We start from the raw sequence: 25,109 nt of genomic DNA, 5'->3' as shown, positions 1-25,109 counted from the left end.
CGGGTCAGGCCGTCACAGCATGCAGCTGACGCAGCCCTCGACCTCGGTGCCCTCGATCGCCATCTGGCGCAGGCGGATGTAGTACAGGGTCTTGATGCCCTTGCGCCAGGCGTAGATCTGCGCCCGGTTGACGTCGCGCGTGGTGGCGGTGTCCTTGAAGAACAGCGTCAGCGACAGGCCCTGGTCCACGTGCTGCGTGGCCGCGGCGTAGGTGTCGATGATCTTCTCGTAGCCGATCTCGTACGCGTCCTCGTAGTACTCGAGGTTGTCGTTGGTCATGTACGGCGCGGGGTAGTACACCCGGCCGATCTTGCCCTCCTTGCGGATCTCGATCTTGGAGACGATCGGGTGGATCGAGGAGGTGGAGTGGTTGATGTACGAGATCGAGCCGGTGGGCGGCACGGCCTGCAGGTAGGCGTTGTACATCCCGTGCTCGGCGACCTCGGCCTGCAGCTGCTTCCAGTCGTCCTGGGTGGGCAGGTGCACGTTCGAGTTCGCGAACAGCTCGCGGACCTTGTCGGTCGCCGGCTCCCACACCTGCTCGGTGTACTTCTGGAAGTACTCGCCGGTGGCGTACTTCGAGTTCTCGAAGTCGTAGAACTTCTCCTGGCGCTCCTTCGCGAGTCTCATCGACGCGAGGATCGCGTGATAGGTGACCGCGTAGAAGTACATGTTGGTGAAGTCGATGCCCTCCTCCGAGCCGTAGAACACCCGCTCCCGGGCGAGATAGCCGTGGAGGTTCATCTGGCCGAGGCCGATGGCGTGGGACTTCCGGTTGCCCTCGGCGATCGTGGGCACGGACTCGATGTCGGAGGTGTCCGAGACCGCGGTGAGGCCGCGGATCGCGGTCTCGATGGTCTGGGCGAAGTCCGGGGAGTCCATCGCCTTGGCGATGTTCAGCGAGCCGAGGTTGCAGGAGATGTCCCGGCCCATCTCGTCGTACGTGAGGTCGACGTTCATGGTGGAGGGCGTGGAGACCTGCAGGATCTCGGAGCACAGGTTCGAGTGGGTCACCTTGCCGGCGATGGGGTTCGCACGGTTCACGGTGTCCTCGAACATGATGTACGGGTAGCCGGACTCGAACTGGATCTCGGCGAGGACCTGGAAGAAGTCGCGGGCCTTGATCTTCTTCTTCGAGATGCGGGGGTTGTCCACCATCTCGTGGTAGACCTCCGAGACGTTCACGTCCGCGAAGGGCTTGCCGTACTCGCGCTCCACGTCGTACGGGGAGAACAGGTACATCGGCTCGTTGTTCTTCGCGAGCTCGAAGGTGATGTCGGGGATCACGACGCCGAGGGACAGGGTCTTGATGCGGATCTTCTCGTCGGCGTTCTCGCGCTTGGTGTCCAGGAAGCGCAGGATGTCGGGGTGGTGGGCGTTGAGGTACACCGCACCGGCGCCCTGACGCGCGCCGAGCTGGTTGGCGTAGGAGAAGGAGTCCTCGAGCAGCTTCATGACGGGGATGACGCCGCTGGACTGGTTCTCGATGTGCTTGATCGGCGCACCGTACTCGCGCAGGTTGCTCAGCAGCAGCGCGACACCGCCGCCGCGCTTGGACAGCTGCAGCGCGGAGTTGATGGAGCGGCCGATGGACTCCATGTTGTCCTCGATGCGCAGCAGGAAGCACGAGACGAGCTCGCCGCGCTGGGCCTTGCCGGCGTTGAGGAAGGTGGGGGTGGCCGGCTGGAAGCGGCCGTCGAGGATCTCGTCGACGAGGTTGCGGGCGAGCTGCTCGTCGCCGCGCGCGAGGGTCAGGGCGACCATCACCACGCGGTCCTCGAAACGCTCGAGGTACCGCTTGCCGTCGAAGGTCTTCAGCGTGTACGAGGTGTAGTACTTGAACGCGCCGAGGAAGGTGGGGAAGCGGAACTTCTTCGCGAAGGCCTGCTCGGAGAGCGACTCGATGAAGGAGAACTCGTACTGCTCGAGCACCTCCGGCTCGTAGTAGTCGTTCTCGACGAGGTAGTCCATCTTCTCGCGCAGCGAGTGGAAGAACACCGTGTTGGGGTTCACGTGCTGCAGGAAGTACTCCCGCGCGGCCTCGCGGTCCTTCTCGAACTGGATGCTGCCGTCCGGGCCGTACAGGTTCAGCATCGCGTTCAGCGCGTGGTAGTCGAGCTGCCTGTTGTGCTCGACCGGGGGCATCTCGGTCAGTGTCGCCAAAACTCTTCCAATCCGTCGTGGACCCGCGTCACATCGCGCGGAGTGCCGAACAGTTCGAACTTGTACATGTGGGGGACCTGACACTTGGCGGAGATGATGTCCCCGGCCAAGCAGTAGGCCTCCCCGAAGTTGGTGTTCCCCGCGCTGATCACACCGCGGATGTGCCGTCGGTTGCGTTCGTCGTTGAGGAACTTGATGACCTGCTTGGGCACGGCGCCCCGGCCGTTGCCCCCGCCGTAGGTCGGGACCAGCAGGACGAAGTCCTCGTCGACGACGAGGGGATCGTCCTTGGGGTAGAGCGGGATCCGATGGGCCGGCAGGCCGAGCTTCTCGACGAAGCGCTTGGTGTTGCCGGACACCGAGGAGAAGTAGACGAGACGGGTCACGCCGACGCCTCCCCGGCCTCTCAGATCGCGGCGGTGCGGCGCTGCTCGGCGCCGACGCCCGCGAGCGCCTTGATCTTGTCGGGGCGGAAGCCCGACCAGTGGTCCTCGCCGGTGATGACGACGGGCGCCTGGACGTAGCCGAGGGACTTCACCTTCGCGAGCGCGTCGGCGTCCTCGGTGATGTCGACGACGTCGTAGGCGACGCCCGCCTTGTTCAGCGCGCGCTTGGTGGCATCGCACTGCACGCAGAGGGGCTTCGAGTACACGGTGATGTCCAAGGGAAGTGCCTTTCAGGAGCGTCGCGCCGAGGCGCAGGACAGGGGCGAGAAGGAGATGTTCAGGAGGTCCGAGGACCGTGTCGCGAGGCTGTGGACTCCCGCAGGAGCCCTGTGCGCCGCGACGACATCAACACTACACCTAGTGGTGGCTCGGCGCGACGACCACAAGATGTACTGAACTACAGGAGTGTCATCCACAACGCGTTGTTGACAGCATGTGGATGGAGGGGTGCTCGCTGGGGACGGAGCGGCGGCCTCCCGTGCGAGCACCGCTGATACGTGCACAACCCGCTGTGGACGGCGCTCCGGGCGGCCGACGCCGACGGTGGACAGGCACCCTCCGCAGCCCTCCCGGAGCGGTCGGAACTGGCCTCCGAGTGAGGTGTCTCCCGGCGTGTCCCGCGCGCGCCCCGGCGTGTCGCGGGCGTGTCGTCGGCGTGTCCCCCGCCGTCCCCCGTCCATCCCCCGGCCGTCCCCCGCCGGGGCGCCGGATCCGGGGCGCGGACCACCGGACCGGGGCTCGGATGCAGGGAGCCGACGCCGAGAGCCCCCGCCCTCCCCGGACGGGGACGACGGGGGCTCTCGGCGACGGTCTGCGGGCCGCCGGGGCCGACGGCGCGGCAGCGCCGACGGGACGTCTCAGCGGCGCGGGTCCTCCGGGACGGCGGGGTCCGCGGTCGCGGGCGGTGCGTCCTCGGCCGCGACCGGTGCGCCCTCGGCGCCGCCGGACCAGGCGTCGACGACCTCCTCGGTGCTCGGCGCCGCAGGCTGCTCGAGGGTCTCGCGCGCGGGCTCCGCGACGGGCCTCGCCTCCGGGGCCCGTCCGGGAGTCGGATCGGACGACGGCTCGGCGGCCGGCTCCGCCTCGGCGTACGCGGCAGCAGGCCGCTCGCCGGAAGGATCGGTCACGGGCTGCTCGAGGGTCTCGGGCGCGGGCTCCGCCCCGGGCAGCTCGACCTCGACGGTCGCGGAGGGGGCGGACGCCCCGTCGGCGGGCTCCTCGTCCGCGCGGACCGCGCCCGTGGTCGCCGCCTCGGCCGACGGCTCCTCCGTCTGGGCCGACGGCTCCTCAGCCTCTGCCCCCTCCTCTGCCCCGGGCGCCTCCTCGGTTCCGGAGTCCTGCTCCGGCTCGGCCTCGAGGCTGCGGCCGTCGGCCTCCACGATGGTGGCGAGCACCTCGCGCAGCAGCACCACCTGGCGCAGCGCCTCGGCGGCGCCGGCCAGCGGCGCCTCACCCTTCTCGACGAAGGCGTGGAAGGCCTCCCACATCAGCTCGGCCGAGCCCTTCGGCGCGGTGGTCGCGACCTCCTGGACCACGCCCGACTTCTTCTCCCGCAGCGAGACCGTTGAGCGGGCGTCGCCGTGTGAGGGCGCGGGCAGGTCCAGGCGCATGCGGCGCCGGGCGGAGAGCACCTGGAGCGTCTCGGAGTACTCGGGGGCGAAGGGGAGGTAGTGCCACACCAGGCGCACCTGCGCCCCGCTGCCGAGCTCGCCGAGCAGCTCGATCGATCCGGGGATCACTCCCTTGGGCCAGTGCCGCACCGCGACGAGCTTCTCGATCGGGCCGTAGGCCGCCTCGGTGACCGCCATCTGATGGGCGACACCGGTGAGCAGACCCTTGACGTACAGGTCCCGGTCGCGCTGGGTGGCGCCGTCGCCGGTGCCCGCCTCGACGGCGGCCTGGAGCGCCTTGCGCCGCGCCGTGCGCTGCTCCGTGGGCAGGTCGTAGGAGGAGGTGGTGACGTGGGCCTGGCCGAACAGGGGCTGGCTCGCGGGCATGAGGACCTCGTGGTCCACCATCCGCAGATCCTTGGTCGCGATGTGCTCGGACATCCGGGCCACGGAGTCGTCGTACTGCTGGGGATGGGCCAGCATCACCAGGCGCCGTCCCGCGATCCGCTCGAACTCGGCGACCTTCGCGATCTCCTCCTCGGAGTAGCCCAGCGGCGGCTCGACCATCACCGGGATGCCGCGGCGCACGATCGCGAGCAGGTCGTCGACGTGGAGCCCGTCGGTCGACAGCAGCACGCCGTCCAGGGAGAGGGTCCGCGCGCGCACCGCGGCGACGAGATCCGCGACGGTCTCGTAGCGGCGCTCCTCCTCGATGCCCCACACCTCGGAGGCCTCGCGGCGCCGACGGGGCGAGTGGTCCACCAGCGCGGCCACGCTGAAGCGGTCCCAGCGCCGGCGCAGCACCGGCAGGTGCACGGCCTGCGCCATGGTTCCGGCGCCGACCACGGCGATGTTCAGGATCTTCGGCATCGACAGGCTCCTCGGGGGCTCGGCAGGGAGGGGCGGCTGCGCCGTCGGGACGACGGGCGCCGGGCCGTCTCCGGCATCGCACCTGGACCGGGCACGATCGCACGCCTGTTCTACCACACGGGCAGGGACGACGATCACAGGGACGCCGCTCCGTCGCCCCCGCCCGCGGCGCTATCGTGGGGCGCTGATCGAACCCTGAGGAGGACCCGTGGTCGGACGCTTCTACACCGATGTGCGGGGATTCGTGCGCCCGATCGTGAGGCTGCTGTGGAACCCGCGGGTCAGCGGGCTGGAGAACGTGCCGCCCGAGGGCGGCTTCGTGATCGCCTCGAACCACCTCGCCAACATCGACAGCTTCATGATCCCGGTGGTCCTGCCTCGAGCGATCCGCTTCGTGGCCAAGGAGTCGCTGTGGACGCAGAAGGGCCCGCACGGCGTGGTGCTGCGCTGGTTCTTCGACGCCGTCGGCGCGGTGCCGGTGGACCGCGAGGCGCTCTCCTCCGGCAAGGGCGCGCTGCAGGCCGGGCTCGAGGTGCTGCGCAACGGGGAGGGCTTCGCCGTCTACCCCGAGGGGCACCGCTCCAAGGACGGGCTGCTGCATCCGGGCAAGCAGGGCGCGGCCTGGCTCGCGCTCGAGTCGGGCTGCCCCGTGATCCCGGTCGGGGTCAAGGGCACCCAGCACATGTTCTCCTCCCTGATCCCCCGCCGCGGCGAGATGACGATCCGGGTGGGCACCCCGATCACCCTCGAGGAGATCGACCCCTCCGCCTCCAAGGGGGCGCGCCGACGCCTCCTGACCGCCCGGATCATGGATGAGATCCAGGCGCTGTCCGGTCAGCGCCGGGCCGACGGTCCCTCGGCACGGTCCCGGGACCAGTAGGATCGCACCAGGCCGCACACCGAGGTCGCGGCCGTCGCCCGAGAGCACCCCAGCCAGGAGAGCAGATGGCCGTCGTCGTCGGATTCATCCCCACCGAGGTGGGCTTCAAGGCGCTGGCCGCGGCACGCGAGGAGGCCGAGCAGCGCGGCGGGCCGCTGGTGGTGGTCAACGTGCTGCGCGCAGGCGTCGAGGAGGACCCCCGCCACGCCGACGAGCAGCAGCTCGAGATCGCCCGTGACGAGCTCCGCCGCACCACCGTGCGCGTCGCCTTCCGCCAGGAGACCACGGAGGACGACATCGCCGACGTCCTGCTGCAGGTGGTCGAGGAGGAGAGGGCCGAGCTGCTCGTGCTCGGCGTGCGCCGCCAGAACGACCTCGCCCGCCACCTGCTGGGCCTGACCGTGCAGAAGCTCCTGCTCTCCTCCCCCAGCGACGTGCTCGTCGTCTGATCCCTCCCCCGGGACGCCGACGCGGCCCGCCCCCCGCAGGGGACGGGCCGCGTCGGCGTCCCGGGGTCGCCCCGCGGACGACCCTGGAGGCCGGACCCTCAGGCGTCCGTGGGGGCGCCGCCCGGCTGGTCATCGCCCTGGTCGGCCATGACGGCCTGCACGATGCGCTCACCGATCGCCTGGTCCACGTTCTTCCAGTACTGGAAGGCCTTGGACAGCACCGGCTCCTCGACGGTGCTCAGCGCACCGGAGACCGTCTCGACCAGCCCCTCACGCTGAGCGTCGTCGAAGACCTCGCGAACGAGGATGCCGGGCTGGACGAAGTCGCCGTCCTCGGCGTGGAGGGTGTAGGCCGCGCGGACCATCTCGCCGTCGGACTCCCAGCCGTTCTCGACCGGACCCTGGGCGTCCTGGTAGCCGCGACCGTAGGAGTTCGGGGCGTAGACCGGCGCATCGCCGGAGTGCAGGAACTCCATGTGCCCCTCCTTGTCGTAGGAGTTGGTGGGCACGACCGGCTGGTTGACCGGCAGCTGGTTGAAGTTGGTCCCGATGCGGTGGCGCTGGGCGTCCGGGTAGGAGAACGAGCGCCCCAGCAGCATCTTGTCCGGGGACAGCCCGATACCGGGCACGGTGTTCGAGGGGCTGAAGGCGGCCTGCTCGATCTGCGCGAAGTGGTTCCGGGGGTTCTTGTTCAGCGTGATCCGGCCGACCTTGATCAGCGGGTAGTCCTGGTGGGAGACCGTCTTGGTGAGGTCGAAGATGTTGAAGCGGTAGGTCTTCGCGTCCTCGTACGGGATCACCTGGACGGAGACGGTCCAGCTCGGGAAGTCGCCGTTCTCGATCGACTCGAACAGGTCGCGGCGGTGGTAGTCGCCGTCCACGCCCGCGAGACGGTCCGCCTCCTCGTTCGAGAGGAACTCCATGCCCTGATCGGTGTGGAAGTGGTACTTGACCCAGAACTTCTCGCCGGAGGCGTTGATCCACATGTAGGTGTGGGAGCCGTAGCCGTTCATGTGCCGCCATGACTTCGGCAGGCCGCGCTCGCCCATGAGGTAGGTGACCTGGTGGGCGCTCTCGGGGGAGTTGGTCCAGAAGTCCCACTGCATGGTGTTGTCGCGCAGGCCGGAGTCCGGGGTGCGCTTCTGGGAGTGGATGAAGTCGGGGAACTTCATCGGGTCGCGCAGGAAGAAGATCGGCGTGTTGTTGCCGACCAGGTCGTAGTTGCCCTGCTGGGTGTAGAACTTCAGCGCGAAGCCGCGCACGTCGCGCCAGGTGTCGGGCGAGCCGAGCTCGCCGGCGACGGTCGAGAAGCGCAGCAGCAGCGGGGTCTTCCGACCCGGCTGGAACAGGTCCGCCTTGGTGTACTGCGAGACGTCCTCGGTCACCTCGAGCTCGCCGAAGGCGCCGGAGCCCTTCGCGTGGGGGCTGCGCTCCGGGACGCGCTCGCGATCGAAGCGGGCGAGCTTCTCGACCAGGGCGACGTCGTGGAGCAGCAGCGGGCCGTCGGCGCCGACGCTCAGCGAATGCGCATCGGACTCGCGGGGGGCGCCGGACTCGGTGGTCGACGGGATCGTCGAGTCGTGATGGGCCGTGGGATCCAGGTGGGTCATTGAGTTCTCCTCGGGGTGGTTTTTCTGACAGGTCGTGACGAAACGCTCTGACAGTCGTGGGCGGTCAAGGACCCCGATCCGGCCGGAGCCGGGTCAGGGGGTTCAGGGGGTGGCGGCCTCGCGCTCGCGGCAGTCGCTGCACGTCCCGCGGTAGACGACGTCGGCCATCTCGATCGAGAAGCCGTGGTCCTCGTGCGGGATCAGGCAGGGCGCTGCGCCGACGGCGCAGGGGACGTCCTCGAGACGTCCGCAGCTGCGGCACACCAGGTGGTGGTGGTTGTCGTGGCGGTGCATCTCGTAGCGCATGGAGCGCCCGCCGACGGAGACGCGTCGCAGCAGCTCGGCGTCGGAGAGGGCGTTGAGCACGTCGTAGACGGCCTGGCGGGAGACTGTGCCGAGGTTCTCGCGCACGGCCTGGGCGATCGCCTCCGCATCGGAGTGCGGGTGGGCCTCGACCGCGGCCAGGGTCGCGAGCCGCGGAGCGGTCACGCGCAGGCCGACGCTCCGCAGGGCGGAGGTGTGGTCGGTGGTCGTCATGGCCCCCAGTCTAGCCCGCTTTCTGGACAATCTCAAGAAAGCGAGCGGGCCCGTCCACGCCGGCCCCTCCCCCGCCGACGAGAACGGGCCCGGCCCCCTCGAGGGGGCCGGGCCCGTGATCCGGAGCCGCCTGCCGGAATCGAACCGGCGACCTATTCATTACGAGTGAATCGCTCTACCGACTGAGCTAAGGCGGCGTCGCCGCGCACGCGCGGCGGACCGGATCACTGTACGTGACCTGGCTGGCCAGGCGCAAAGCGTCCCGGCGCGATCCGCGTCACGCTCGTCGGCACGGCCGGTCCGCGGCGGAGCGCCGAGCCGTCGACCGCCTCGCGCGCTTCAGCAGCGCAGCCCGTCCTCGGGCACGGTCCCCTCGAGGAGATAGGCGTCGACCTGCTCCTCGATGCACCCGCCCGAGCGGCCGTAGGCGGTGTGGCCCTCCCCCTCGTAGGTCAGCAGCGTCGCGTCGTCGAGCTGCGAGGCGAGCTCCTCCGACCATGCGTAGGGGGTGGCGGGATCGCCGGTGGTGCCGACGACCAGGATCGGGCCGGCGCCCTCGGCGGTGATCGGCGCGGGCTCGCGCACGGGCTCCTCGGGCCACTGGGCGCAGCCGTCCCCGCCGAGCATCGGGCCGAAGGTCGGGAACTCCTCGGCGAGGCGCTCGGCCTCCTGCTCGACCCACTGCTCGTCGGCGACCCCGGGGTGGTCCAGGCAGTTCACGGCCGTGATCGCGAAGGCGGCGTTGGTGCGGTAGGTCCCGTCGTCGCGGCGCTCGGAGGAGAGGTCCGCGATGTACAGCAGCTGGGAGCCGTCGCCGTTCATCGCGGCGGCGAGCGCCTCGCGCCCGTACTCCCACTGCGCGTCGTCGTACAGCAGCGTCAGCACGGCGGAGCGGGCGAGGGCCCCGGTCAGCGGCCGCTCGGGGTCCCCGGTGTCCAGCGGGGTCTCGTCCACGCTCTCGAAGAAGCTCAGCAGCTGCTCCTTCGCCTCGGCCTCGTCGCCGCGGAAGGGGCAGGCGTCGCCGGCCTCGAGGCAGCGGGCCAGGAAGGCCTCGGTCGCGTGCTCGAAGCCCTCGGCCTGGCCGGCGGAGAACTCGTCCATGGACATGTCGGGGTCGATCGCGCCGTCCAGCACGAAGCGCCCCACCCGCTCGGGGTGCAGCTCGGCGTAGCTCGCGCCGAGATAGGTGCCGTAGGAGTAGCCGAGGTAGTCGAGCTCCTCGCTCCCGAGCGCCGCGCGCAGCACATCCATGTCACGGGCCGCGGAGTAGCTGTCGAGATAGGGCAGGACGTCGCCGGAGTTCGCCTCGCAGGCCTCGGCCACGCGCGCACCCCACTCCTCGGCGAGTGCGCTCGCATCCTCCGCAGCGGGGTCCCCGGTCGCGGCGAGGTACTCGTCGGTCTCCGCGTCGTCGAGGCACTCGATCCCCTCCGAGCGGTTCACGCCGCGGGGGTCGAAGCCGATGACGTCGTAGCTCGCACGCACCTCGGGGGAGATCAGGATCTCCGCCGACGGCAGGAAGTTCACGCCCGAGCCGCCGGGTCCGCCCGGGTTGGTCACGAGCGAGCCCTTCGACTCCCCGTCGGCGGCGAGGCGGCCGACGGCGATCTCGATGTCCCCGGCCTCGGGATCGTTCCAGACCAGCGGCACCGTGATCGTCCCGCACTCGGCGCCCTCGGCGTCCACGTCCTCGCAGGGGCCCCACTCGATCTGCTGCGAGTAGTAGGCCTCGTAGGCGGGGTCCTCGGCCGGGTCGGTCGGCAGGTCGACCGCCGCGGAGGTCCCGGTCTCCTCGAGCGCCGGGCCCTCGTCGGCGGAGTCCTCGCCCGCGCCGCCGGCGTCGCTCGCGCCGCCGGCATCGCTCGCCTCGCTGCCGGCCGGGGCGTCCTCCTCCGGAGCGGCTCCCTCCGTGCAGCCCGCCAGGAGCATCGTCGCGACGGCCGCCGCGGCGGCGAGGCGGGCGAGGGGGCGTCGAGTGCCGGGGAGGGGCGTCATGCGGGGTCCTTGTCCATGGGGGAAGCATCCGTGGGGCCCGGCCATCCTAGGACGCTTCCCCGCCGATCTCCCGACGTCAGGGCCCCGTCGTCGTCCGCGGAGCGTCCGGCCTCGGCGGTGCGTCCGCCGTCAGCCGATCTCCCGGTGCCGCCACCTCTGCGCCCCGAGCGCGGCGGGGAGCAGGACGAGCAGGACCAGCGGCAGCAGCTCGAACGCACCGGCCTCCCCGTTCGCCAGGGCGAGCGAGGCGCCGGAGAGGTCCACCGCGGCGATGACGTCCGCCAGGGTCTGCGAGCCGAAGGCCATGGCCAGGTTCGAGGCGGTCCCGATGACGAAGGGGATGCCGATCGCGGCGACCAGACCCAGCACGGTGGACTGCAGCAGCATGCCCATCGCGAGGGAGAACAGGAACGTCGCACCGAGGTTCGCGAGCTGCGTGGTCAGCACCCCCTCGATGCTCGAGAGCACCGCCCCCTCGCCGATCAGCTCCCCGCCGATCCAGGTGCTCGCGGCGGCCAGGCCGATGCTCACCGCCGCCAGCGCGACGAACACCACCAGCGCCGCGATCGCCTTGGAGGCCAGGACGGCCAGGCGTCCGGGGCGCTGCAGGAGGGTGATCTGGATCGAGCCGTCGGACCACTCCCCCGCCGTGATCCACACGGTCAGGGCGGGGATGATCAGGGTCAGCGGCAGCGAGATCACGAAGAAGGTCGTCTCGAGATCGGCGGTGCGGTCGGGGACGAGCGCGGGCTGGATCAGGCCGCCGAGCGCGGCGAAGCCGGCCACGGCGAGCAGGGACAGGGTCAGCAGGATCTTCGCGCCTCGGGTGTCGAGGAAGGCGCGCAGGTCGATGTCGGGTCGCACGAGGGTCTCCTGGCGGTCGGAGGGCGGAGGTCAGAGGGCGGGGGCGGGTTCGTCGGCGGAGGACTCCTCGTGCCCGGTCAGCGCGAAGAACACCTCCTCCAGGCCGGTGCCGGCGCCCGCGCCGAGGGAGGTGAGCACGAGCTGCTCGCGCAGGGCGAGGCGGCCCATGTCCTCGGGGGCGAGGCTGACGGCGAGCTCGCCGCCGGCGCGCAGCTCGAAGGCGATGCCGTGGGCGTCCAGGGCGCGGCGCAGCGCCGCCTGGTCCAGCGCGGCGACGCGGGTGCCGGTCACGGCGGTGAGCTCCTCGAGCGGGCCCTCGCGCACCAGGCGCCCCTCGGAGATCACCACCAGCCGGTCCACGGTCGCCTCGACCTCGCGCAGCTGGTGGCTGGAGAGGAGCACGGTGCCGCCGGCGTCGGCGAAGGAGCGCAGCAGGCGGCGCATCCAGCGGATCCCCTCGGGGTCCAGGCCGTTGGCGGGCTCGTCGAGCACGAGCACCGAGGGGTCGCCCATGAGCGCGACGCCGATCCCGAGCCGCTGGCGCATGCCGTAGGAGTAGCCGCCCACGCGCTTGGTCGCGGCCTGCTCGAGGCCGACGGTCTCGAGCACCTCCTCGGCGCGGTCGCGCGGCATTCCGAGGGTGCGGGCGGTCAGGCGCAGGGTCTCGATCCCGGTGCGGCCGCCGTGGAGGGCGCGCGCATCGAGCATCACGCCGACGGTGCGGGCGGGATGCTCCAGCGCGCGGTAGCGACGGCCGCCGATCAGGGCCATGCCGTCGTCCGCCTCGGCGAGACCGGTGAGGATCCGCAGGGTGGTGGACTTCCCCGCCCCGTTGGGGCCGAGGAAGCCGGTGACCGTGCCGGGGCTGCAGGAGAAGGAGAGGGCGTCGACGGCGGCGCGGGCGCCGTAGCGCTTGCTCAGCGCACGCACCTCGAGGGTCGGGCCGGTGGCGGTGGTGGAGGTCATGGCTCCACGCTCCTCCCCCGCCGCGGCGCGGCGACAGCGACCACGGGTCCGTGCGCGGGCGACGAACGTCGGCTCCTTGACGGTCCCCGTCCGACGATGGTCGCCGACCCCGTCCCGTGCGGCGGCGCGGAAGGTGCGCGCCGCTACAGTGACCGGGTGGACCACCCAGGAGCGCCCGCCCGTCGTCGCTGGCAGGAAGGGCTGATCGTCGTCGCCGTCGCCGCGGAGGCGGCGGCGACGACGCTGCTCGCCACCTCCGCGATCGGCCGCTGGCAGGGCGTCGTCGCGCTGCTTCTGGGCGTCGCGCTGCTCGCCCGGCACCGGCACTGGCCGTGGCTGCTGCCGCTGGTGCAGATCGCCAACGCCTTCTCGGGCTCGATCACCGTGCTGATCATCGCCACGTACACCTTTTCCACCCGCTGCCCGAACCGCGTGCTGACGCTGCTGTTCGCGCTGCTCGCGGCGGGCACCGCCACGCTCACCCCGCTGCTGTTGATGGGCGACCAGCCCGAGGCGGCGCTGATGACGATCGTGCTGACCACGCTGGTCGTGGCGGCGTCGACCTCGATCGGTCTCTACACGGCGGTGCGGCGCGCGCTGCTGGCGGAGCTGCGCGAGCGGGCCGAGCAGGCGGAGTCCGGACGGGCCGCGGCCGAGGAGCAGGCCCGCCGCGCCGAGCGCACCCGGATCGCCCGCGAGATGCACGACATCGTCGCGCACAAGATCTCGCTGGTCGCCCTGCAGGCCGGAGCGCTCGAGGTGAACCCCGACATGGGCCGCGCGCAGGTCCAGCAGTCCGCCTCCCTGATCCGCGGCACCGCGACCACGGCGCTGTCCGAGCTGCGGGAGGTGCTGGGGGTGCTGCGCGGGGACGAGGAGCAGGCGCCGCTGGCCCCGCAGCCCACCTGGGAGGACGTGCGGCGCCTGGTGACCACCTCGCAGGAGGCGGGGGTGTCGGTGGACCTGTTCGACTTCATCGACGACCCGGTCCCCGATCCCCTGGCGCGCACCGCCTTCCGCGTGGTCCAGGAGGGCCTGACCAACATCCACAAGCACGCGCTGCACACCCGGGCCCGGGTGGCGCTGATCGGCGAGCCCGGCACCGACCTCGTGATCGAGGTCAGTAATGTGCTCCCCAAGGGGTTCACGACGGATCTGCCGGGGGCCAGGATGGGCCTGTCCGGCATCGAGACGCGGGTGACCCATGCGGGCGGGTCCATCACCTCGGGCCCGACCGACGACGGACGATTCGAAGTGAGGGCGGTGATCCCGTGGCCGACGGCGACGTGACGCGCGTGGGACTGATCGACGACGACTCCCTGGTCCGGGCCGGGCTGGCGATGATCCTCGGCGCCGATCCGGGGATCGAGGTGGTGGGCCAGGGGGCCGACGGCTCCGAGGCGGTGCCGCTGGTGCAGAAGCACCGGCCCGACGTGCTCCTGATGGACGTGCGCATGCCCACCCTCGACGGGATCGCGGCGACGAAGGCGGTCACCGCGCTGACCGGCGCGCCGAAGATCATCATGCTGACCACCTTCGACATGGACGAGTACGTCTTCCAGGCGCTCGAGGCCGGCGCCAGCGGGTTCCTGCTCAAGGACACCCCGCCGCAGGACCTCGCCCGGGCCGTGCACGTGGTCGCCGGCGGCGAGGCGATGCTCTCCCCCACCGTGACCCGCCGGATGCTCTCCCACTTCTCCGACGCGAACCCGGGTTCCCGGCAGGAGCGCCACCCAGGCCTCGACCAGCTCACCGAGCGCGAGACCGAGGTGCTCGGCGCCGTCGGGGCGGGGCTGTCCAACGCCCAGATAGGGATGCGGCTGTTCATGAGCGAGGCGACGGTGAAGGCGCACGTCTCGAAGATCTTCGCGAAGCTCGACTGCACCAACCGCGTGCAGATCGCGATCATCGCCCACGAGGCCGCGCTGACTGACCTCGACGCCGACCAGCTCTGAAGGAAGCGGGGCGGTACGCGCCCTACCCCCAGCTCGATCGGCTGATCTCCTACCGGCTCTTCCCTCGCCAGTACGTCGATCAGCCCCAGCCCAGCTCGTGGAGGCGCTCGTCGCTGATCCCGAAGAGGTGGCCGAGCTCGTGCAGCACCGTCACCGCGATCTCGCGGACCAGGTGCTCGCGGGAGCGGGCATGGCGCTGCAGCGGGCCGCGGAAGACGAAGATCCGGTCCGGCTGGCGGAACCCGTCGAAGACCGAGCGCCGATCCAGCGGCACCCCCTCGTACAGGCCCAGCAGCTCGGCACCGCGGGCCTGCTCGGGCGTCGGCTCCTCCTCGACGAGGATCGCGACGTTCGCCTCCGCGATCGCCTGGGCGACCTCGTCCGGCAGCGAGTCCAGGGCGTCGTCGACCGCCTCCTCGAACTCCGCTCGGCTGATCTGGATCATGCGGTCATCGAACCACGCCCGCCCGCGCCGTGGGGCCGTCGGCCTCCGGGCCGGTCGGATCCGTGTCGGATAGGACGCACCTCGCCCGAACCCGCGAGCGTCGGTGCCGGGCCCGCAGGTATGCTCTGGCACGGGCGGTTCCGACCGCCCCGGGCCCCCATCGTCTAGAGGCCCAGGACACCGGCCTTTCACGCCGGCGACACGGGTTCGAATCCCGTTGGGGGTACTGCTCCGGTGCTGGTCACAGGCACGGAACACCGAATGTCAGACCTGCGGGCAACACTCTCGGCAACACGAGAGGCATCCCCCATGGCATCCATCCAGCACCGCCAACGCGCCAACGGCACCGTCGCCCACCGCGTCATGTTCCGCGAGAAGCCCGGAGGCACCGTCGTCTCCGAGACGTTCGACACCCCCGAGCAGGCCGACTACTTCAAGGCCCTCGTCGAACGGATCGGCGGCGCAGCCGCCAGGGCGAAGCGCGGACGCGCCGAAGCTCGCGCCGTCCCCACCCTGGACAAGGCGCTCGAGGACTACATCGCCCAAGCCCCCGACGTCACCCCCGGCACCGCCGCCGAGTACCGACGTGTCCTCGCCCGATCCGGGATCGACACGGGCCTACCCGTGCATCTCCTCGACCGGGCCGACATCGAGTCGTGGGTCGCTACCCGCGCCCGCACCGCCTCGAAGAAGACGAAGCGCCCGCCGGCCCCGAAGACGATCAGGAACGAGCACGGCCTGATCTCCACGATCCTCGCTCACGCCGAGACTCGCGGATGGGTGCGCACGAACGTCGCGAAGGGCGTGCGGCTCCCGGCGAAGACCCACGCCGAGCTCGAGCTGCTCACCGATCAGGAGTTCCTCGCCCTGCACGCCGCGATCACGGACCGGTACAAGCCGCTGGTGTGGCTGCTGGGCGCGACGGGGCTCCGCTGGGGCGAGGCAACCGCCCTGACGTGGCGGGACGTCGGGCCCGACTGGATCGCGGTACGGCAGGCATGGAAGCACGACGAGCACCACGGCCGGATCCTCGGGGCACCGAAGACGCGTCGGGCGTCGCGCCGCATCGTCACGACCCCTGCTGTGATCGCGATGCTCGGCGAGCGGGGCGGGGCGGATGCGTTCGTGTTCACGAACGCGCGCGGCGGCTCGGTGAAGCACTCCACGTTCTGGGAGTCGCACTGGAAGCCGGCGTGCACCGCGGTGGGCCTGTCGCCGGTCCCGAAGATCCACTCGCTGAGGCACTGGGCCGCGAGCTACATGCTGGCCCAGGGCGCGGACCTGTTCGAGGTGTCGCGTGCCCTCGGCCATGCGGACATCTCCACGACGAGCAACGTGTACGGCCATTTGGTCCCGTCCAGGACCCGCCCGACGGAGACGCATGCGGCGCGGCTCGAGGAGCTGCAGCGCACCCTCACGGCATGAGTAACGCCCCCACCCGGACAGGGTGGGGGCGTTCTTGTCGTCTCAGATCGCCCAGTCCATGTTGTCCAGGCGTACCGACACGGGCGTCGCGTCCTCCGGACCGGAGAACAGCACCCAGCCGCGGTAGCACTCGTTCGGGATCGGAGTAGACGAGGTGAGATCCAGGCGGGGCGAGACCATCGCGTCCTCCCAGCTGCCCGGGTGGCCCAGCGTGTGCCCCTCGTCGGTGCGCATCACCCACGACCACGTGAAGTCCTGGAATGCGAGGGGATCCGGCGTGGTGTCTCCGACGCAGTACTCGACGTCGGCCGCATGCCAGAGCCCACCCTCGTCGGGCGGGTAGTTCCAGGGGATGTCGAGTCGGGTCTCGTGGACAGTGATTTCGCTGCCGAGTTCGGTCGTGTGCGTCTGTCCCATCTCGTACTCGAGGAGTGCCGGCGTCGTCTCCTCAGGCGCTGCCTCCTCGACCGTAGCTCCCTCGGTGGTGGTGGCTTCGGTCGTGGGTGGTGGTGATGATTCAGGGCTGCTGCAGGCGGCGAGGAGGAGGACAGCGGCGGCGGCGGCTGTGATCGTGCGGGGTCGCATCAGGCGGCTTTCTGGTAGGCGTGGATGACGTCGACGGTGACGCCGAGGTGGTGGGCGATCGCGCCCGGGGTGGGGTCGAGCAGCTCGGCTTGAGCGTAGTCGCACTCGCCGACGAGGAGGCGCGCAGCCCACCGCCATGCACGCCGGTTCACGGCCGGCGTGCACAGCGGGTCGCCGTAGTAGTGGTGCGCGAGCTCGTGCGCGAGGGTGGAGACGGTGCGCCGCTCCGTCATCCCGTGCCGGATCACGATCACGCCGTTGGGGTAGTAGCGGCCTCGCTCGGGGAGGTCGAGGGCCCAGTGGACGGTGGCGCCCATGTCCTCGGCGTGGAGGATGAGGTCAGTCGTCGTCCTCGCCGGAGTCGTCCCCCGGCTGTTCCTCGTCTGCTGCATACGGCAGGCCCTCCAACTGTGGCGCGTCTTCTGACAGCAGTCTGAGAGGGGGGTCTGACGGTCGAGTTGTTGCGCCATGAGGGACAGGTCGATCTTCCACTGCCTGGCGGTCTGCGTCGCGGTCACGGGTGCTCCTGGTGCGGTCGAAGCGCCGTGCGATCTCCGCCAGGAGGGCGGCGTCGCTGTAGTCCTCGATGGCGGGCTTCGGGGCGCTTGTGAGGTGACCGCCGAGGACGTCGGCGATGCGGGCTGCGTGCCGCTGGGTAACGGTCTCGCCGCGTTCCCAGTTGCCGATGGTCCGCATGGAGACGCCGATCTTGCTGGCGAGCTCCTGCTGGGTGAGTCCGGCGCGCTGTCGGGCGGTTCGGATCTCGTCTCCGGTGGTCATGGCAGGAGCCTCCGTGGCAAGTACTGGAAATGTCTAGCGGGCAAGTTCTGCCCGAGGCTGCCCATCCTAGGAAATGCACGCGTGTAGTTCGACCCCTGCAGTGCAGGTCAGGCGCGACTTCCGGCCGCTTTCCTTTCCCTGCTTGACATGCTTTCCTCTAGTTGCCTATGCTCTTGCCATGACCCAGAGACTCATCCTCGGACCCGCCGTGAAGGCCCTCCGAGAGGCATACGGCATCAAGCAGTCGGACCTCGCGATCCGCTGCGACATCACCCCCGGCTTCCTCTCCAACCTCGAAGCCGGTCGGAAGCAGCCCTCCCCCACGAAGGCTCGTGAGATCGCCGTCCAGCTCGGCGTCCCCCTCGACGCAGTCACGTACGTGATCCCCGGCGTCGACGCCGCCTGACCCCACCCCACCCCTGCAGCACCCCCGCTCGTTGGTTCGCCGACGACGTCTCCCCCAGGAGGACTCATGTCCACGACCGGGTTCGAGAAGCGCATCGCCGCTGCCGCCCCCAACCTCTCCCGCGGGCAGGTCAAGAAGATCGCCCGCAAGCTCGCCCACCGCGCCGAGCGCATGCAGACCGAGAACGACTTCTACGCCGCACTCCGCGTGCTGGGGATCCACCCCGACCCGACGGCGCTCGCCGGCACTCGCTGACCCACCCCCACCCCAGGGCCTCCGCCACACGGCGGGGGCCTTTCTCGTATGCCCAGGAGGCCCGCATGGACCTGTCCCGCACCGTCACCACCCATTGGACCGAGCAGACCTCGGCCGCCCACTTCGACTACCTCGACGAGGAGGACCCCCGATGACCACCGACAACTTCATCGCGGCCGCGCGCGCAGAAGCCGAGCGGCGATGGTCCCGAGACCAGGCGGACGGCCGCCCGCTTCCCGGCCACGCCCGCAGTAGCCGACGCATCGGCTTCGAGATCGGCGCACTGTGGGCCGCTGCGCAGGAGCCGACCGACGCCGCGCAGATCATCGACCAGCATCGACAGGGCTACCGCTCCGTCGGATTCGGCGTCACCCTCACGTGCGAGTGCGGCGAGCAGGTCTACGGCGTGGGGCCGGAGGGCCCGATGACTGCCGAGGACAACGCGCATAGGGATGCGGACCGACTGCATGCCGCACACGTTGCCGACATGCTCGCCCGTGCCGCCCGACGAGACGAGGAGACCCGATGAACGAGTGCTGCGCATCCGGTTCCTGTGAGGTCTGCCGCCGCCCAGTCGGCTACACGCAGGAATACCGGGACGAGATCAAGGACTACGAGCCGCCGTGGGTGCGGCGACACCGAGAGGAGGGGTGGCGATGACCGCCACCGACACGCCTATCTACGCGAGCATGCAAGCCGGCCTCGCCCGGAAGAACGACCGCCTCACCTCCGTCCTCGCCGCCGAGCAGGTGACCGACGTGAACGGCACCCGCCGCGCCGTCCTCGAGATCCTCCGCGAGCTCGGCCCGCTCCCTGACGACTACATCCACCGGGAGCACACGCACCTCGCCCGGTTGGGGATCGTGCCGCGGCGACTGTCGCCGCAGCGGATCCGCACTGTGCGGGCGCAGCTCGTCGACGACGGGCTAGTGGACGACTCGGGCGAGATGGTCCGCCTCGACGGTGCGCGGTGCGCGTCGACGATCTGGAAGGCGGTGGAGTGATGAGCACCTACCTCACCACTCGGGAGGTCGCGGAGCAGCTCAAGCTCAAGCCCGCGACCGTCTCGGACTACTGCAAGCGGAAGGTACTCCCGGGCGCGTTCCGGGCCCGTCCCGGGTCGCCGTGGCGGATCCCTGCGGAGGCGTTGAAGTCGCTCGAGCCGGACCCTGAGGTACTGCTCCCCCCGCGGAATGCACGGTCGGCGTCGCAGTACGGGCGGGGACGTGCCGCATGAGCGCCCTAGTCGCCACCGTCGACGCGCTCTCGAACGTGGTCGGGCTGGCCGTCCTGGTCGGTGCTGCCGGGTTCTGCGCCGCCGTCCTCCCGTCTGCGTGGAGGGGCCGATGAACGACCTGCAGCAGGCGATCTGGGACGCGATCGAGCGCCGCGCCAACTACTCCGACGAGCTCGCCAGGGAGCGCCGGATCGCGCAGTCCCGCCAGGAGCGGGATTGGTGGGAGTACGGCGACCCGGCGAAGCACATCCCTGGGCGAATCGACAACCAACGTTCCCGGAAGGGGAAGAACCAATGATGACCGACCTGTTCACCACCGCAATGGCCTGGCTCAAGGCGAACGAGATGCCCGAGCCGGCCAGCATGTCCCTGCACCACACCGAGTACGTGCACCGCATCGAGCTGAACTACCACGACCGGTCGGGGCTCCCGCCGTTCGAGTGGCGGGATCGCGAGCGGTACAGCATCGCGGAGGTCGAAGTGGAGGGCGGGCTCGTGTCCGTCCTCGCTCCCCGCGAGGAGGTGACGGCGTGAGCGACAAGATGACCGCTGCGCAGTCGATGGTCGCCGTGATGGAGCGCGTGCGCGGCCTCGGCAAGCACCAGCGGAACGACCACTTCCGGTTCCAGTTCCGTGGCATCGACGACGTGATGAACGCTGTCGGCCCCGCCCTCCGAGAGGTCGGTGCCGTGATCGTGCCCGAAGTCCGGAAGGTCGAGCGGCAGTACGGCGGGAAGGCCACCTCCACCGTCGTCGAGGTCGCGTACCACTGGCACGGCCCAGACGGGTCGATCATCACCGGCGTCTCGGTCGGTGAGTCGCAGGACATGGGCGACAAGTCCGTGCCGAAGGCGATGTCGGTCGCGTTCCGCACCTACCTGCTGCAGGCGCTGACTCTCCCCACCGATGAACCGGATCCGGACGCGCAGTCCTACTCCGAGCCCGCTACAGCGGACGCGGACCGGGCTCGCGCCGAGCTCCGGCAGATGTGCGGGGAGCTCAAGCTCGATCCGAACTGGGCTGTGGCCGAGTTCGGGAGGGGCACCGGCGAGAACCTCGCCAACACCAGCCGCGCGGATCTGATCCGTGCGTTCATTCAGCGGGTCCGTGAGGAAGCCGCGAAGCCGAAGGAGAACCCCAATGCTGCTGCGTGACAGGAACCTGCGGTACGCCGCGCTCAAGCTGATCGCGGACATCGTCGCCGACGCGATGAAGGCCGAGAAGGCCGACCACCTCGACGCGCTCGAGACCTCTGCTGAGGACTCGGGGGCGAAGTCGTGGACCGTCACCCTCGGCGGGGAGAAGGTCGCGTCGGTGACCCTCGCCCAGCGCGCCGGAGGGCCGAAGATCGCCGACGAGCAGGCCCTCGCTGAGCACCTCGAGGCCGCGCATCCCGAGATGGTCGAGACGGTGAAGCGGCTCAAGCCGTGGGCGTCGAAGGACGTCCTCGCCTCGATCGTAGAGGTCACGGACGACGGCGCGGTCACGAAGGACGGGGAGATCCTCCCCGGGATCGTGGAGGCGCCGGCGGGTGCGCCGTATCAGTCGCTCCGGTGGGATGCGAAGAGCGACGGGAAGGACGTGGTCGCTGACGCGATCCGGTCCGGGGATCTGCGGGACCTGCTCGGCGACACGGGCCTGCCGATGCTGGACGTCCAAGCATGAGCGCCCGCACCGAGCACCGCATCGGCCGAGTCTCCGTCTACGGCGGCCGCAAGCGGTCCAAGGGAGAGTTCATGGGGCGCTTCGGCGGCGGGTGGCAGTACAAGCTCGGCATCACCGCCGGTGGCTGGTCCGAGAAGTACGGCATGACCATCCTCGTCGCTCTCTGGTCGGATGAGTACCGCATCAAGATCCACCCAAAGGGCGGGGCGGCGTGAGCGGCACGACGAACATCGTCCTCGAGCTGTCCAGAATCGGCCGCGAGCTCGACGAGCTGTCCCGGAAGATCGAGCACCTCGACCACGCCGCTGTCATCGCATGGTCGGAGCATCGGAAGGCGTACGCGACCGCGTACGTGAACGGTGAGGGCTCGATCAAGGATCGGGAGCAGGCTGCGGTCCTCGCTGTCGAGCCGCTGCGGCTCGAGGCGGAGATCGCCGACCAGCTCACCAGGGCGGCGAAGGAGCGCATCCGTGTGCTCCGGGACCGGCTCGAGATCGGCCGCTCGATCTCCGCGGCGCGTCGGTCCGAGTTCGCCGCCGAACCCGTCGGGCAGGCGACATGAACCGGAAGGGGCAGGCGTACTACCAAAGTCAGCGCCGCCGCGCCTGGGAACGGGACGGCGGCGCTTGCGTCGTCTGTGGCCGGACCGCGGAGTCGACCCATCACCGGCAGGGCCGGTCCGGTCCTGACCCTCACCGCCTCGCGAACCTCCTCACCGTCTGCGGTGACGGGGTCCGCGGGGACCACGGCGAGATCCACGCCAACCCCTCCGCCTCGTACGCGTACGGGCGGATGGTGCCCCGCCTCGGGATCCGCACTCCCGAGGACACCCCTGTGCTCACCCGGTCCGGGTGGGTGCTGTACGACAACGACGGCGGGGCCACCGCCGCTGAACCCATGAAGGAGAACATGCATGCCTGACGCAACCGTCACGATCGAGGGCGGGGTCCCGTGGGATCCGCGCTACTCCGCCACCCAGAACGGAACCAGCGTGGGGAACCTCGCGGTCCTCGCCGGCCGCTCCCGCCCGCTCGACAGTGGCGGCTGGGAGGAGATCACGAAGACGCAGTACGAGTGCACGTTCTGGCGTGAGCATCACGACCTCCTCGCGTCCCTGCACCCGGAGAAGGGGTCGCAGGTGATCGTCACGGGAACGATCGAGGGCGTCGACAAGTTCACGACCCGGGACGGGAACGAGTTCCTGTCGGTGAAGGTGAACGCGTCGGGGCTCAAGGTGAAGCCGCCGAAGGACCAGCGGCGCCCGCAGCAGGGTCGTGCTCCGCAGGGCCCGCCGCAGGGCGGGTACGGCCAGCCCCAGGCCGCTCCCGCTGCTGACCCGTGGGCCGGGGGTGATCAGGGTGGCTACGACCCCGCGCCGTTCTGACCAGCACGCCCCGCCCACCCCTCACCGGATCCCCGAGAGAGTCGCCGAGAAGGCGGCTCTCTCTTTCGTTGTGGACGGCGATGGATGCCACGTCTCCACCTACTCCACCGGTTCCCACGGATACGGGCAGCTCGGATGGGACGACGACATCACCGGCGCACACACCGGCACGACTGCACACCGGGCGGCGTGGACGCACTGGAACGGCCCGATCCCCGAGGGGATGACGGTCGACCACCTCTGCAAGAACCGCCGGTGCGTCCGTCTCGATCATCTCCGGATGTTGTCGAACTTCGACAACGCCCGGCGCACCTCGGGTCGGGACTGGCCGCTCGGGCAGTGCATCAACGGGCACCCCGACTCAGAGCTCGTGCACTGGGGCGGGAAGTGGAAGTGCCGCCCCTGCACGCTCGAGGTCCAGCGGCGCTACCGAGCCCGCAAGGCAGCGCGCGCCGCCGCCTGACCAGCAGTACCGCACCACCGAGGCCTCCGCACTGCGCGGGGGCCTTTGTCGTGCCGCCCCGATGGTCGCAGGCCGGGTCCGACTCCCGGCCGGGGCGCTCCGCACCCCCACCCACCCCTCTAGGAAGGCCCCTCTCATGGCTCTTCACGCTCACGGCTCGCCCCGCAAGGTCGCGACGGGTTGCGGCTGCAACCTGTGTGTCCTCGTCCGCGAGTCCACGCCGCGCGGCTACCGCATGCCGACGTCGGTCCCCGTCTCGACGGCACAGGCGCACGTCGTCACGCTCACCACGAAGTACGGCTGGTCAATCGCGACCCTCGCGAAGACCCTCGGGTACGGCGAGTCGACCCTCCACGCGATCCGCTCCGGCAGGTGGCAGTTCATCGGCGGGGAACTGTCCGAGGACATCCTCTGCATCCCGCTCGACCCCGCCCCGGGCTGGGCCCCTGGTGCGGTCACCAAGCCCCGCCCGGACCTCGTCCTCGTCGACCCTGCCCGCACCCACCTCGAGGCGCTCCTGGCGCAGGGGTGGACGAAGCGGGGCGTCGGCGCCGCCGCCGGCTGCTCCCACTCCACGATCTCCCTGATCGCTTCGGGTGAGTCGACGTGGACGCGGGCCGTGATCGCTGACGCGATCCTCGCCATCCCCGTGCAGGAGGTCGCGGCGTGAGCGGCCCGCGGATCGGTGAGCTGTTCGCCGGCTACGGCGGGCTCGGCATGGCCGTCCAGCAGGTCTACGGCGGGGAGCTCGCGTGGTACTCCGAGTTCGACGACGCGCCCGCCCGCGTTATGGCGCACCACCACCCGGGCGTCCCGAACTACGGCGACGTCACGCAGATCGACTGGGCGGCCGTCCCGCCAGTCGACATCCTCACGGGCGGATTCCCCTGCCAGGACGTGTCCGTGGCCGGACGCCGCGCCGGCATGACCGACGGCACCCGCTCCGGCCTCTGGTCCCACATGGCCCACGCCATCGACGTGCTGCGTCCGCAGCTCGTCGTCATCGAGAACGTTGGAGGTCTGTTCAGTGCCGAAGCTACTCGCGTCATGGAGTCCCACCCGCTCTGTCTGGGAGACGGAGGGGCCGGGAGCGACACCGTGCTTCTGCGGGCTGTCGACGCCGTACTCTCCACGCTTTCCGAGCTCGGGTATGACGCGCAATGGGTCTCTCTACGAGCTGCCGACGTGGGAGCCCCCCATGGACGCCTCCGAGTCTTCATCACCGCACACCCTGCTGAGGACACCAGCGGCGGCGGAAGCGGAGGGTGGGCTGCGGGATCGGCACCGGCCCGGGGCGACGATGCGCCTGTCGGATCAGATCAACGAGGCGATCGAGGACGGGATCATCTCCGTCTGATGCCGACGCCGGTGTCTCAGCCGTCGGGGAACAGCCCAGAGGAGCACCTGGGGAAGAAGCCGGGGCGCGCCGTCGTCACGGACCTGTCGATCATCGCCGAGCACGGCCTGTTCGAGACCGGGGGGCGGCTCATCCCGACCCCCTCGGTGGCTGACGCGACCGGCGGTCACGAGCGCCGCGGTGGTGTACGCGGTGACGAGCTGCTGTTGAAAGGCCTCGCGAAGGAGGGGCACCTCGAGCGGTTCGGCCCCTACGCGCCCGTCATCGCCCGCTGGGAGCACGTCCTCGGACGCCCTGCACCGGACCCAACGGAGCCGGGCAAGACCCGCCCCCGGCTCTCCTCCCGCTTCGTGGAGTGGCTCATGGGCCTCGACCCCGGCCACGTGACCGGGATCGGCCTCACCCGGAACCAGGAGTTGAAGGCCCTCGGGAACGGGGTCGTCCCCCAGCAAGGCGCCGCAGCTCTGCGGCATCTCGACCAGATCAGGAGAACGTCATGACGATCCGCTACGACGGCCACGGTGCCGTCATCACCGAGTCGGTCCACGAGCTCGAGGACCACCGCACCGACCCTCCCACCCTCGAGCAGCCGGGCGAAGCCTGGTGCCGGTGCACCTGCGGCGAGGAGATGGAGTCGCAGGGCTCCGCGGGAGGGCCCGAGCAGTCGATCGGCGAGCTTTGGCAGTCGCACCTCGACGAGGTCGCGCCCGACGACGGCGCGGACTGCGGGGAGGCGGCATGAGCTGCCCGTGCCGTCCCGTC

Annotated in this window: 35 protein-coding genes and 2 tRNA genes; 23 read left to right on the top strand and 14 right to left on the bottom strand. The window is 70.5% G+C overall.

From position 1 onward, the window contains the following. Window positions 1-12: 12 nt before the first annotated feature. The 4 genes from nrdE to Y09_RS06795 form a co-directional block, all read right to left on the bottom strand. A complete protein-coding gene (nrdE, locus tag Y09_RS06810) occupies window positions 13-2,145 on the bottom strand; it encodes a class 1b ribonucleoside-diphosphate reductase subunit alpha (protein WP_053917058.1) in 2,133 nt (710 codons plus the stop codon). Between the two features lie 5 nt (window positions 2,146-2,150). After that, entirely contained in the window at window positions 2,151-2,549 is a 399-nt protein-coding gene (gene nrdI, locus Y09_RS06805; protein ID WP_010550465.1) for a class Ib ribonucleoside-diphosphate reductase assembly flavoprotein NrdI, read from the bottom strand. Window positions 2,550-2,569: 20 nt separating this feature from the next. After that, window positions 2,570-2,827, bottom strand: a complete 258-nt coding sequence (nrdH, locus tag Y09_RS06800; protein ID WP_010550466.1) for a glutaredoxin-like protein NrdH — start codon at window positions 2,825-2,827, stop codon at window positions 2,570-2,572. Between the two features lie 639 nt (window positions 2,828-3,466). Next, a complete protein-coding gene (locus Y09_RS06795) occupies window positions 3,467-5,089 on the bottom strand; it encodes a Gfo/Idh/MocA family protein (protein ID WP_053917057.1) in 1,623 nt (540 codons plus the stop codon). A gap of 208 nt (window positions 5,090-5,297) precedes the next feature. Here Y09_RS06795 and Y09_RS06790 point away from each other — a divergent pair, with 208 nt between their 5' ends. Both Y09_RS06790 and Y09_RS06785 read left to right on the top strand, forming a co-directional pair. Then, window positions 5,298-5,969, top strand: a complete 672-nt coding sequence (locus Y09_RS06790) for a 1-acyl-sn-glycerol-3-phosphate acyltransferase (protein WP_053917056.1) — start codon at window positions 5,298-5,300, stop codon at window positions 5,967-5,969. Between the two features lie 65 nt (window positions 5,970-6,034). Beyond that, entirely contained in the window at window positions 6,035-6,418 is a 384-nt protein-coding gene (locus Y09_RS06785; RefSeq protein WP_010550469.1) for a universal stress protein, read from the top strand. A gap of 98 nt (window positions 6,419-6,516) precedes the next feature. On the opposite strand, the gene Y09_RS06780 is transcribed toward Y09_RS06785, so the two are convergent. The 6 genes from Y09_RS06780 to Y09_RS06755 form a co-directional block, all read right to left on the bottom strand. Beyond that, a complete protein-coding gene (locus Y09_RS06780) occupies window positions 6,517-8,028 on the bottom strand; it encodes a catalase (protein ID WP_053917055.1) in 1,512 nt (503 codons plus the stop codon). Window positions 8,029-8,130: 102 nt separating this feature from the next. Next, a complete protein-coding gene (locus Y09_RS06775) occupies window positions 8,131-8,565 on the bottom strand; it encodes a Fur family transcriptional regulator (protein WP_053917054.1) in 435 nt (144 codons plus the stop codon). 124 nt (window positions 8,566-8,689) lie between these two features. Continuing rightward, window positions 8,690-8,762 (bottom strand) — tRNA-Thr (locus Y09_RS06770). A 142-nt stretch (window positions 8,763-8,904) separates the two neighbouring features. Beyond that, window positions 8,905-10,560: an alpha/beta hydrolase gene (locus tag Y09_RS06765; protein ID WP_053917053.1), complete on the bottom strand. Its 1,656-nt coding sequence runs from the start codon at window positions 10,558-10,560 to the stop codon at window positions 8,905-8,907. Between the two features lie 129 nt (window positions 10,561-10,689). Then, window positions 10,690-11,424 carry an ABC transporter permease gene (locus Y09_RS06760; protein ID WP_053917052.1) on the bottom strand — a complete coding sequence of 245 codons (735 nt, stop codon included), beginning with the start codon at window positions 11,422-11,424 and terminating at the stop codon, window positions 10,690-10,692. Between the two features lie 30 nt (window positions 11,425-11,454). Continuing rightward, on the bottom strand, window positions 11,455-12,390 hold the full coding sequence (locus Y09_RS06755) for an ABC transporter ATP-binding protein (RefSeq protein WP_053917051.1): 936 nt from the start codon (window positions 12,388-12,390) through the stop codon (window positions 11,455-11,457). A 156-nt stretch (window positions 12,391-12,546) separates the two neighbouring features. On the opposite strand from Y09_RS06755, the gene Y09_RS06750 reads away from it, so the two are divergent. Together Y09_RS06750 and Y09_RS06745 are read left to right on the top strand one after the other, a co-directional pair. Further along, on the top strand, window positions 12,547-13,680 hold the full coding sequence (locus Y09_RS06750; RefSeq protein WP_234695656.1) for a sensor histidine kinase: 1,134 nt from the start codon (window positions 12,547-12,549) through the stop codon (window positions 13,678-13,680). Then, window positions 13,677-14,345 carry a response regulator transcription factor gene (locus tag Y09_RS06745; protein WP_053917090.1) on the top strand — a complete coding sequence of 223 codons (669 nt, stop codon included), beginning with the start codon at window positions 13,677-13,679 and terminating at the stop codon, window positions 14,343-14,345. Before Y09_RS06750 ends, Y09_RS06745 begins: the two co-directional genes overlap by 4 nt. Window positions 14,346-14,424: 79 nt before the next feature. Here Y09_RS06745 and Y09_RS06740 read toward each other — a convergent pair whose 3' ends face one another. Continuing rightward, window positions 14,425-14,790 (bottom strand): metallopeptidase family protein, encoded by a 366-nt coding sequence (locus Y09_RS06740; RefSeq protein WP_053917049.1) that lies wholly within the window; start codon window positions 14,788-14,790, stop codon window positions 14,425-14,427. A 153-nt stretch (window positions 14,791-14,943) separates the two neighbouring features. On the opposite strand from Y09_RS06740, the gene Y09_RS06735 reads away from it, so the two are divergent. Further along, a tRNA-Glu gene (locus Y09_RS06735) sits at window positions 14,944-15,016 on the top strand. A gap of 83 nt (window positions 15,017-15,099) precedes the next feature. Beyond that, the gene (locus Y09_RS06730; protein ID WP_053917048.1) at window positions 15,100-16,215 is read left to right on the top strand and encodes a site-specific integrase; all 1,116 of its coding nucleotides are present in this window, start codon (window positions 15,100-15,102) and stop codon (window positions 16,213-16,215) included. Between the two features lie 42 nt (window positions 16,216-16,257). On the opposite strand, the gene Y09_RS06725 is transcribed toward Y09_RS06730, so the two are convergent. Genes Y09_RS06725 through Y09_RS06715 form a run of 3 tightly spaced genes read right to left on the bottom strand, consistent with a single transcriptional unit; the run spans window position 16,258 to window position 17,580 of the window. Next, a complete protein-coding gene (locus tag Y09_RS06725; protein WP_148639565.1) occupies window positions 16,258-16,800 on the bottom strand; it encodes a hypothetical protein in 543 nt (180 codons plus the stop codon). After that, on the bottom strand, window positions 16,800-17,117 hold the full coding sequence (locus Y09_RS06720) for an ImmA/IrrE family metallo-endopeptidase (RefSeq protein WP_053917046.1): 318 nt from the start codon (window positions 17,115-17,117) through the stop codon (window positions 16,800-16,802). The genes Y09_RS06725 and Y09_RS06720 overlap by 1 nt, the downstream gene beginning before the upstream one ends. Window positions 17,118-17,139: 22 nt before the next feature. Then, the gene (locus Y09_RS06715; protein WP_053917045.1) at window positions 17,140-17,580 is read right to left on the bottom strand and encodes a helix-turn-helix transcriptional regulator; all 441 of its coding nucleotides are present in this window, start codon (window positions 17,578-17,580) and stop codon (window positions 17,140-17,142) included. Between the two features lie 178 nt (window positions 17,581-17,758). Between Y09_RS06715 and Y09_RS06710 the strand changes: the two genes are divergently transcribed. The 17 genes from Y09_RS06710 to Y09_RS06630 all read left to right on the top strand — a co-directional run bounded on the left by Y09_RS06710 (window position 17,759) and on the right by Y09_RS06630 (window position 25,089). Further along, window positions 17,759-17,986, top strand: a complete 228-nt coding sequence (locus Y09_RS06710) for a helix-turn-helix domain-containing protein (protein ID WP_053917044.1) — start codon at window positions 17,759-17,761, stop codon at window positions 17,984-17,986. A gap of 66 nt (window positions 17,987-18,052) precedes the next feature. Next, window positions 18,053-18,241, top strand: coding sequence for a hypothetical protein (locus tag Y09_RS06705; RefSeq protein WP_053917043.1), 189 nt, complete (start codon window positions 18,053-18,055; stop codon window positions 18,239-18,241). Window positions 18,242-18,392: 151 nt separating this feature from the next. After that, on the top strand, window positions 18,393-18,770 hold the full coding sequence (locus Y09_RS06700; RefSeq protein WP_053917042.1) for a hypothetical protein: 378 nt from the start codon (window positions 18,393-18,395) through the stop codon (window positions 18,768-18,770). A 127-nt stretch (window positions 18,771-18,897) separates the two neighbouring features. Next, window positions 18,898-19,245, top strand: a complete 348-nt coding sequence (locus Y09_RS06695) for a hypothetical protein (protein WP_053917041.1) — start codon at window positions 18,898-18,900, stop codon at window positions 19,243-19,245. Then, a complete protein-coding gene (locus Y09_RS06690; protein ID WP_053917040.1) occupies window positions 19,245-19,478 on the top strand; it encodes a helix-turn-helix domain-containing protein in 234 nt (77 codons plus the stop codon). The genes Y09_RS06695 and Y09_RS06690 overlap by 1 nt, the downstream gene beginning before the upstream one ends. A 109-nt stretch (window positions 19,479-19,587) precedes the next feature. Then, window positions 19,588-19,776, top strand: a complete 189-nt coding sequence (locus Y09_RS06685) for a hypothetical protein (protein ID WP_053917039.1) — start codon at window positions 19,588-19,590, stop codon at window positions 19,774-19,776. Next, window positions 19,776-20,012 (top strand): hypothetical protein, encoded by a 237-nt coding sequence (locus Y09_RS06680; protein ID WP_053917038.1) that lies wholly within the window; start codon window positions 19,776-19,778, stop codon window positions 20,010-20,012. The genes Y09_RS06685 and Y09_RS06680 overlap by 1 nt, the downstream gene beginning before the upstream one ends. Continuing rightward, complete coding sequence (locus tag Y09_RS06675) at window positions 20,009-20,632, top strand: ERF family protein (RefSeq protein ID WP_053917037.1); 624 nt, start codon at window positions 20,009-20,011, stop codon at window positions 20,630-20,632. The genes Y09_RS06680 and Y09_RS06675 overlap by 4 nt, the downstream gene beginning before the upstream one ends. After that, window positions 20,619-21,143: a hypothetical protein gene (locus Y09_RS06670; RefSeq protein ID WP_053917036.1), complete on the top strand. Its 525-nt coding sequence runs from the start codon at window positions 20,619-20,621 to the stop codon at window positions 21,141-21,143. Before Y09_RS06675 ends, Y09_RS06670 begins: the two co-directional genes overlap by 14 nt. After that, complete coding sequence (locus Y09_RS06665) at window positions 21,140-21,358, top strand: hypothetical protein (RefSeq protein ID WP_053917035.1); 219 nt, start codon at window positions 21,140-21,142, stop codon at window positions 21,356-21,358. Before Y09_RS06670 ends, Y09_RS06665 begins: the two co-directional genes overlap by 4 nt. Beyond that, window positions 21,355-21,705, top strand: a complete 351-nt coding sequence (locus Y09_RS06660; protein WP_053917034.1) for a hypothetical protein — start codon at window positions 21,355-21,357, stop codon at window positions 21,703-21,705. Before Y09_RS06665 ends, Y09_RS06660 begins: the two co-directional genes overlap by 4 nt. Next, the gene (locus Y09_RS06655; RefSeq protein WP_053917033.1) at window positions 21,702-22,064 is read left to right on the top strand and encodes an HNH endonuclease; all 363 of its coding nucleotides are present in this window, start codon (window positions 21,702-21,704) and stop codon (window positions 22,062-22,064) included. Before Y09_RS06660 ends, Y09_RS06655 begins: the two co-directional genes overlap by 4 nt. Beyond that, window positions 22,057-22,527 (top strand): single-stranded DNA-binding protein, encoded by a 471-nt coding sequence (locus Y09_RS06650; protein ID WP_053917032.1) that lies wholly within the window; start codon window positions 22,057-22,059, stop codon window positions 22,525-22,527. Before Y09_RS06655 ends, Y09_RS06650 begins: the two co-directional genes overlap by 8 nt. Next, window positions 22,418-22,990: an HNH endonuclease signature motif containing protein gene (locus tag Y09_RS18105; RefSeq protein ID WP_082358668.1), complete on the top strand. Its 573-nt coding sequence runs from the start codon at window positions 22,418-22,420 to the stop codon at window positions 22,988-22,990. The genes Y09_RS06650 and Y09_RS18105 overlap by 110 nt, the downstream gene beginning before the upstream one ends. A 136-nt stretch (window positions 22,991-23,126) precedes the next feature. Then, the gene (locus Y09_RS06640) at window positions 23,127-23,660 is read left to right on the top strand and encodes a helix-turn-helix domain-containing protein (protein ID WP_053917030.1); all 534 of its coding nucleotides are present in this window, start codon (window positions 23,127-23,129) and stop codon (window positions 23,658-23,660) included. Further along, complete coding sequence (locus Y09_RS06635) at window positions 23,657-24,847, top strand: DNA cytosine methyltransferase (RefSeq protein ID WP_053917029.1); 1,191 nt, start codon at window positions 23,657-23,659, stop codon at window positions 24,845-24,847. The genes Y09_RS06640 and Y09_RS06635 overlap by 4 nt, the downstream gene beginning before the upstream one ends. Continuing rightward, window positions 24,844-25,089, top strand: coding sequence for a hypothetical protein (locus Y09_RS06630; RefSeq protein WP_053917028.1), 246 nt, complete (start codon window positions 24,844-24,846; stop codon window positions 25,087-25,089). Before Y09_RS06635 ends, Y09_RS06630 begins: the two co-directional genes overlap by 4 nt. Window positions 25,090-25,109 lie beyond the last annotated feature (20 nt).

Source organism: Brachybacterium sp. SW0106-09, assembly GCF_001293905.1.
GTDB classification, from domain to species: domain Bacteria; phylum Actinomycetota; class Actinomycetes; order Actinomycetales; family Dermabacteraceae; genus Brachybacterium; species Brachybacterium conglomeratum.
Note: the sequence above shows the minus strand (reverse complement) of the source record. Positions and strands in the feature narration are given on the sequence as shown.

What these genes read in the sequence shown, in the direction of transcription:
- Y09_RS06795 (WP_053917057.1), bottom strand. Translation starts at nt 5,089, where the DNA reads ATGCCGAAGATCCTGAACATCGCCGTGGTCGGCGCCGGAACCATGGCG.
- Y09_RS06655 (WP_053917033.1), top strand. Translation starts at nt 21,702, where the DNA reads ATGAACCGGAAGGGGCAGGCGTACTACCAAAGTCAGCGCCGCCGCGCC.
- Y09_RS06665 (WP_053917035.1), top strand. Translation starts at nt 21,140, where the DNA reads ATGAGCGCCCGCACCGAGCACCGCATCGGCCGAGTCTCCGTCTACGGC.
- Y09_RS06730 (WP_053917048.1), top strand. Translation starts at nt 15,100, where the DNA reads ATGGCATCCATCCAGCACCGCCAACGCGCCAACGGCACCGTCGCCCAC.
- Y09_RS06725 (WP_148639565.1), bottom strand. Translation starts at nt 16,800, where the DNA reads ATGCGACCCCGCACGATCACAGCCGCCGCCGCCGCTGTCCTCCTCCTC.
- Y09_RS06705 (WP_053917043.1), top strand. Translation starts at nt 18,053, where the DNA reads ATGTCCACGACCGGGTTCGAGAAGCGCATCGCCGCTGCCGCCCCCAAC.
- Y09_RS06715 (WP_053917045.1), bottom strand. Translation starts at nt 17,580, where the DNA reads ATGACCACCGGAGACGAGATCCGAACCGCCCGACAGCGCGCCGGACTC.
- Y09_RS06740 (WP_053917049.1), bottom strand. Translation starts at nt 14,790, where the DNA reads ATGATCCAGATCAGCCGAGCGGAGTTCGAGGAGGCGGTCGACGACGCC.
- Y09_RS06695 (WP_053917041.1), top strand. Translation starts at nt 18,898, where the DNA reads ATGACCGCCACCGACACGCCTATCTACGCGAGCATGCAAGCCGGCCTC.
- nrdE (WP_053917058.1), bottom strand. Translation starts at nt 2,145, where the DNA reads ATGCCCCCGGTCGAGCACAACAGGCAGCTCGACTACCACGCGCTGAAC.
- Y09_RS06640 (WP_053917030.1), top strand. Translation starts at nt 23,127, where the DNA reads ATGGCTCTTCACGCTCACGGCTCGCCCCGCAAGGTCGCGACGGGTTGC.
- Y09_RS06765 (WP_053917053.1), bottom strand. Translation starts at nt 10,560, where the DNA reads ATGACGCCCCTCCCCGGCACTCGACGCCCCCTCGCCCGCCTCGCCGCC.
- Y09_RS06680 (WP_053917038.1), top strand. Translation starts at nt 19,776, where the DNA reads ATGACCGACCTGTTCACCACCGCAATGGCCTGGCTCAAGGCGAACGAG.
- Y09_RS06775 (WP_053917054.1), bottom strand. Translation starts at nt 8,565, where the DNA reads ATGACGACCACCGACCACACCTCCGCCCTGCGGAGCGTCGGCCTGCGC.
- Y09_RS06670 (WP_053917036.1), top strand. Translation starts at nt 20,619, where the DNA reads ATGCTGCTGCGTGACAGGAACCTGCGGTACGCCGCGCTCAAGCTGATC.
- Y09_RS06685 (WP_053917039.1), top strand. Translation starts at nt 19,588, where the DNA reads ATGAACGACCTGCAGCAGGCGATCTGGGACGCGATCGAGCGCCGCGCC.
- Y09_RS06630 (WP_053917028.1), top strand. Translation starts at nt 24,844, where the DNA reads ATGACGATCCGCTACGACGGCCACGGTGCCGTCATCACCGAGTCGGTC.
- Y09_RS06755 (WP_053917051.1), bottom strand. Translation starts at nt 12,390, where the DNA reads ATGACCTCCACCACCGCCACCGGCCCGACCCTCGAGGTGCGTGCGCTG.
- Y09_RS06720 (WP_053917046.1), bottom strand. Translation starts at nt 17,117, where the DNA reads ATGGGCGCCACCGTCCACTGGGCCCTCGACCTCCCCGAGCGAGGCCGC.
- Y09_RS06710 (WP_053917044.1), top strand. Translation starts at nt 17,759, where the DNA reads ATGACCCAGAGACTCATCCTCGGACCCGCCGTGAAGGCCCTCCGAGAG.
- Y09_RS06650 (WP_053917032.1), top strand. Translation starts at nt 22,057, where the DNA reads ATGCCTGACGCAACCGTCACGATCGAGGGCGGGGTCCCGTGGGATCCG.
- Y09_RS06690 (WP_053917040.1), top strand. Translation starts at nt 19,245, where the DNA reads ATGAGCACCTACCTCACCACTCGGGAGGTCGCGGAGCAGCTCAAGCTC.
- Y09_RS06700 (WP_053917042.1), top strand. Translation starts at nt 18,393, where the DNA reads ATGACCACCGACAACTTCATCGCGGCCGCGCGCGCAGAAGCCGAGCGG.
- Y09_RS06780 (WP_053917055.1), bottom strand. Translation starts at nt 8,028, where the DNA reads ATGACCCACCTGGATCCCACGGCCCATCACGACTCGACGATCCCGTCG.
- Y09_RS06785 (WP_010550469.1), top strand. Translation starts at nt 6,035, where the DNA reads ATGGCCGTCGTCGTCGGATTCATCCCCACCGAGGTGGGCTTCAAGGCG.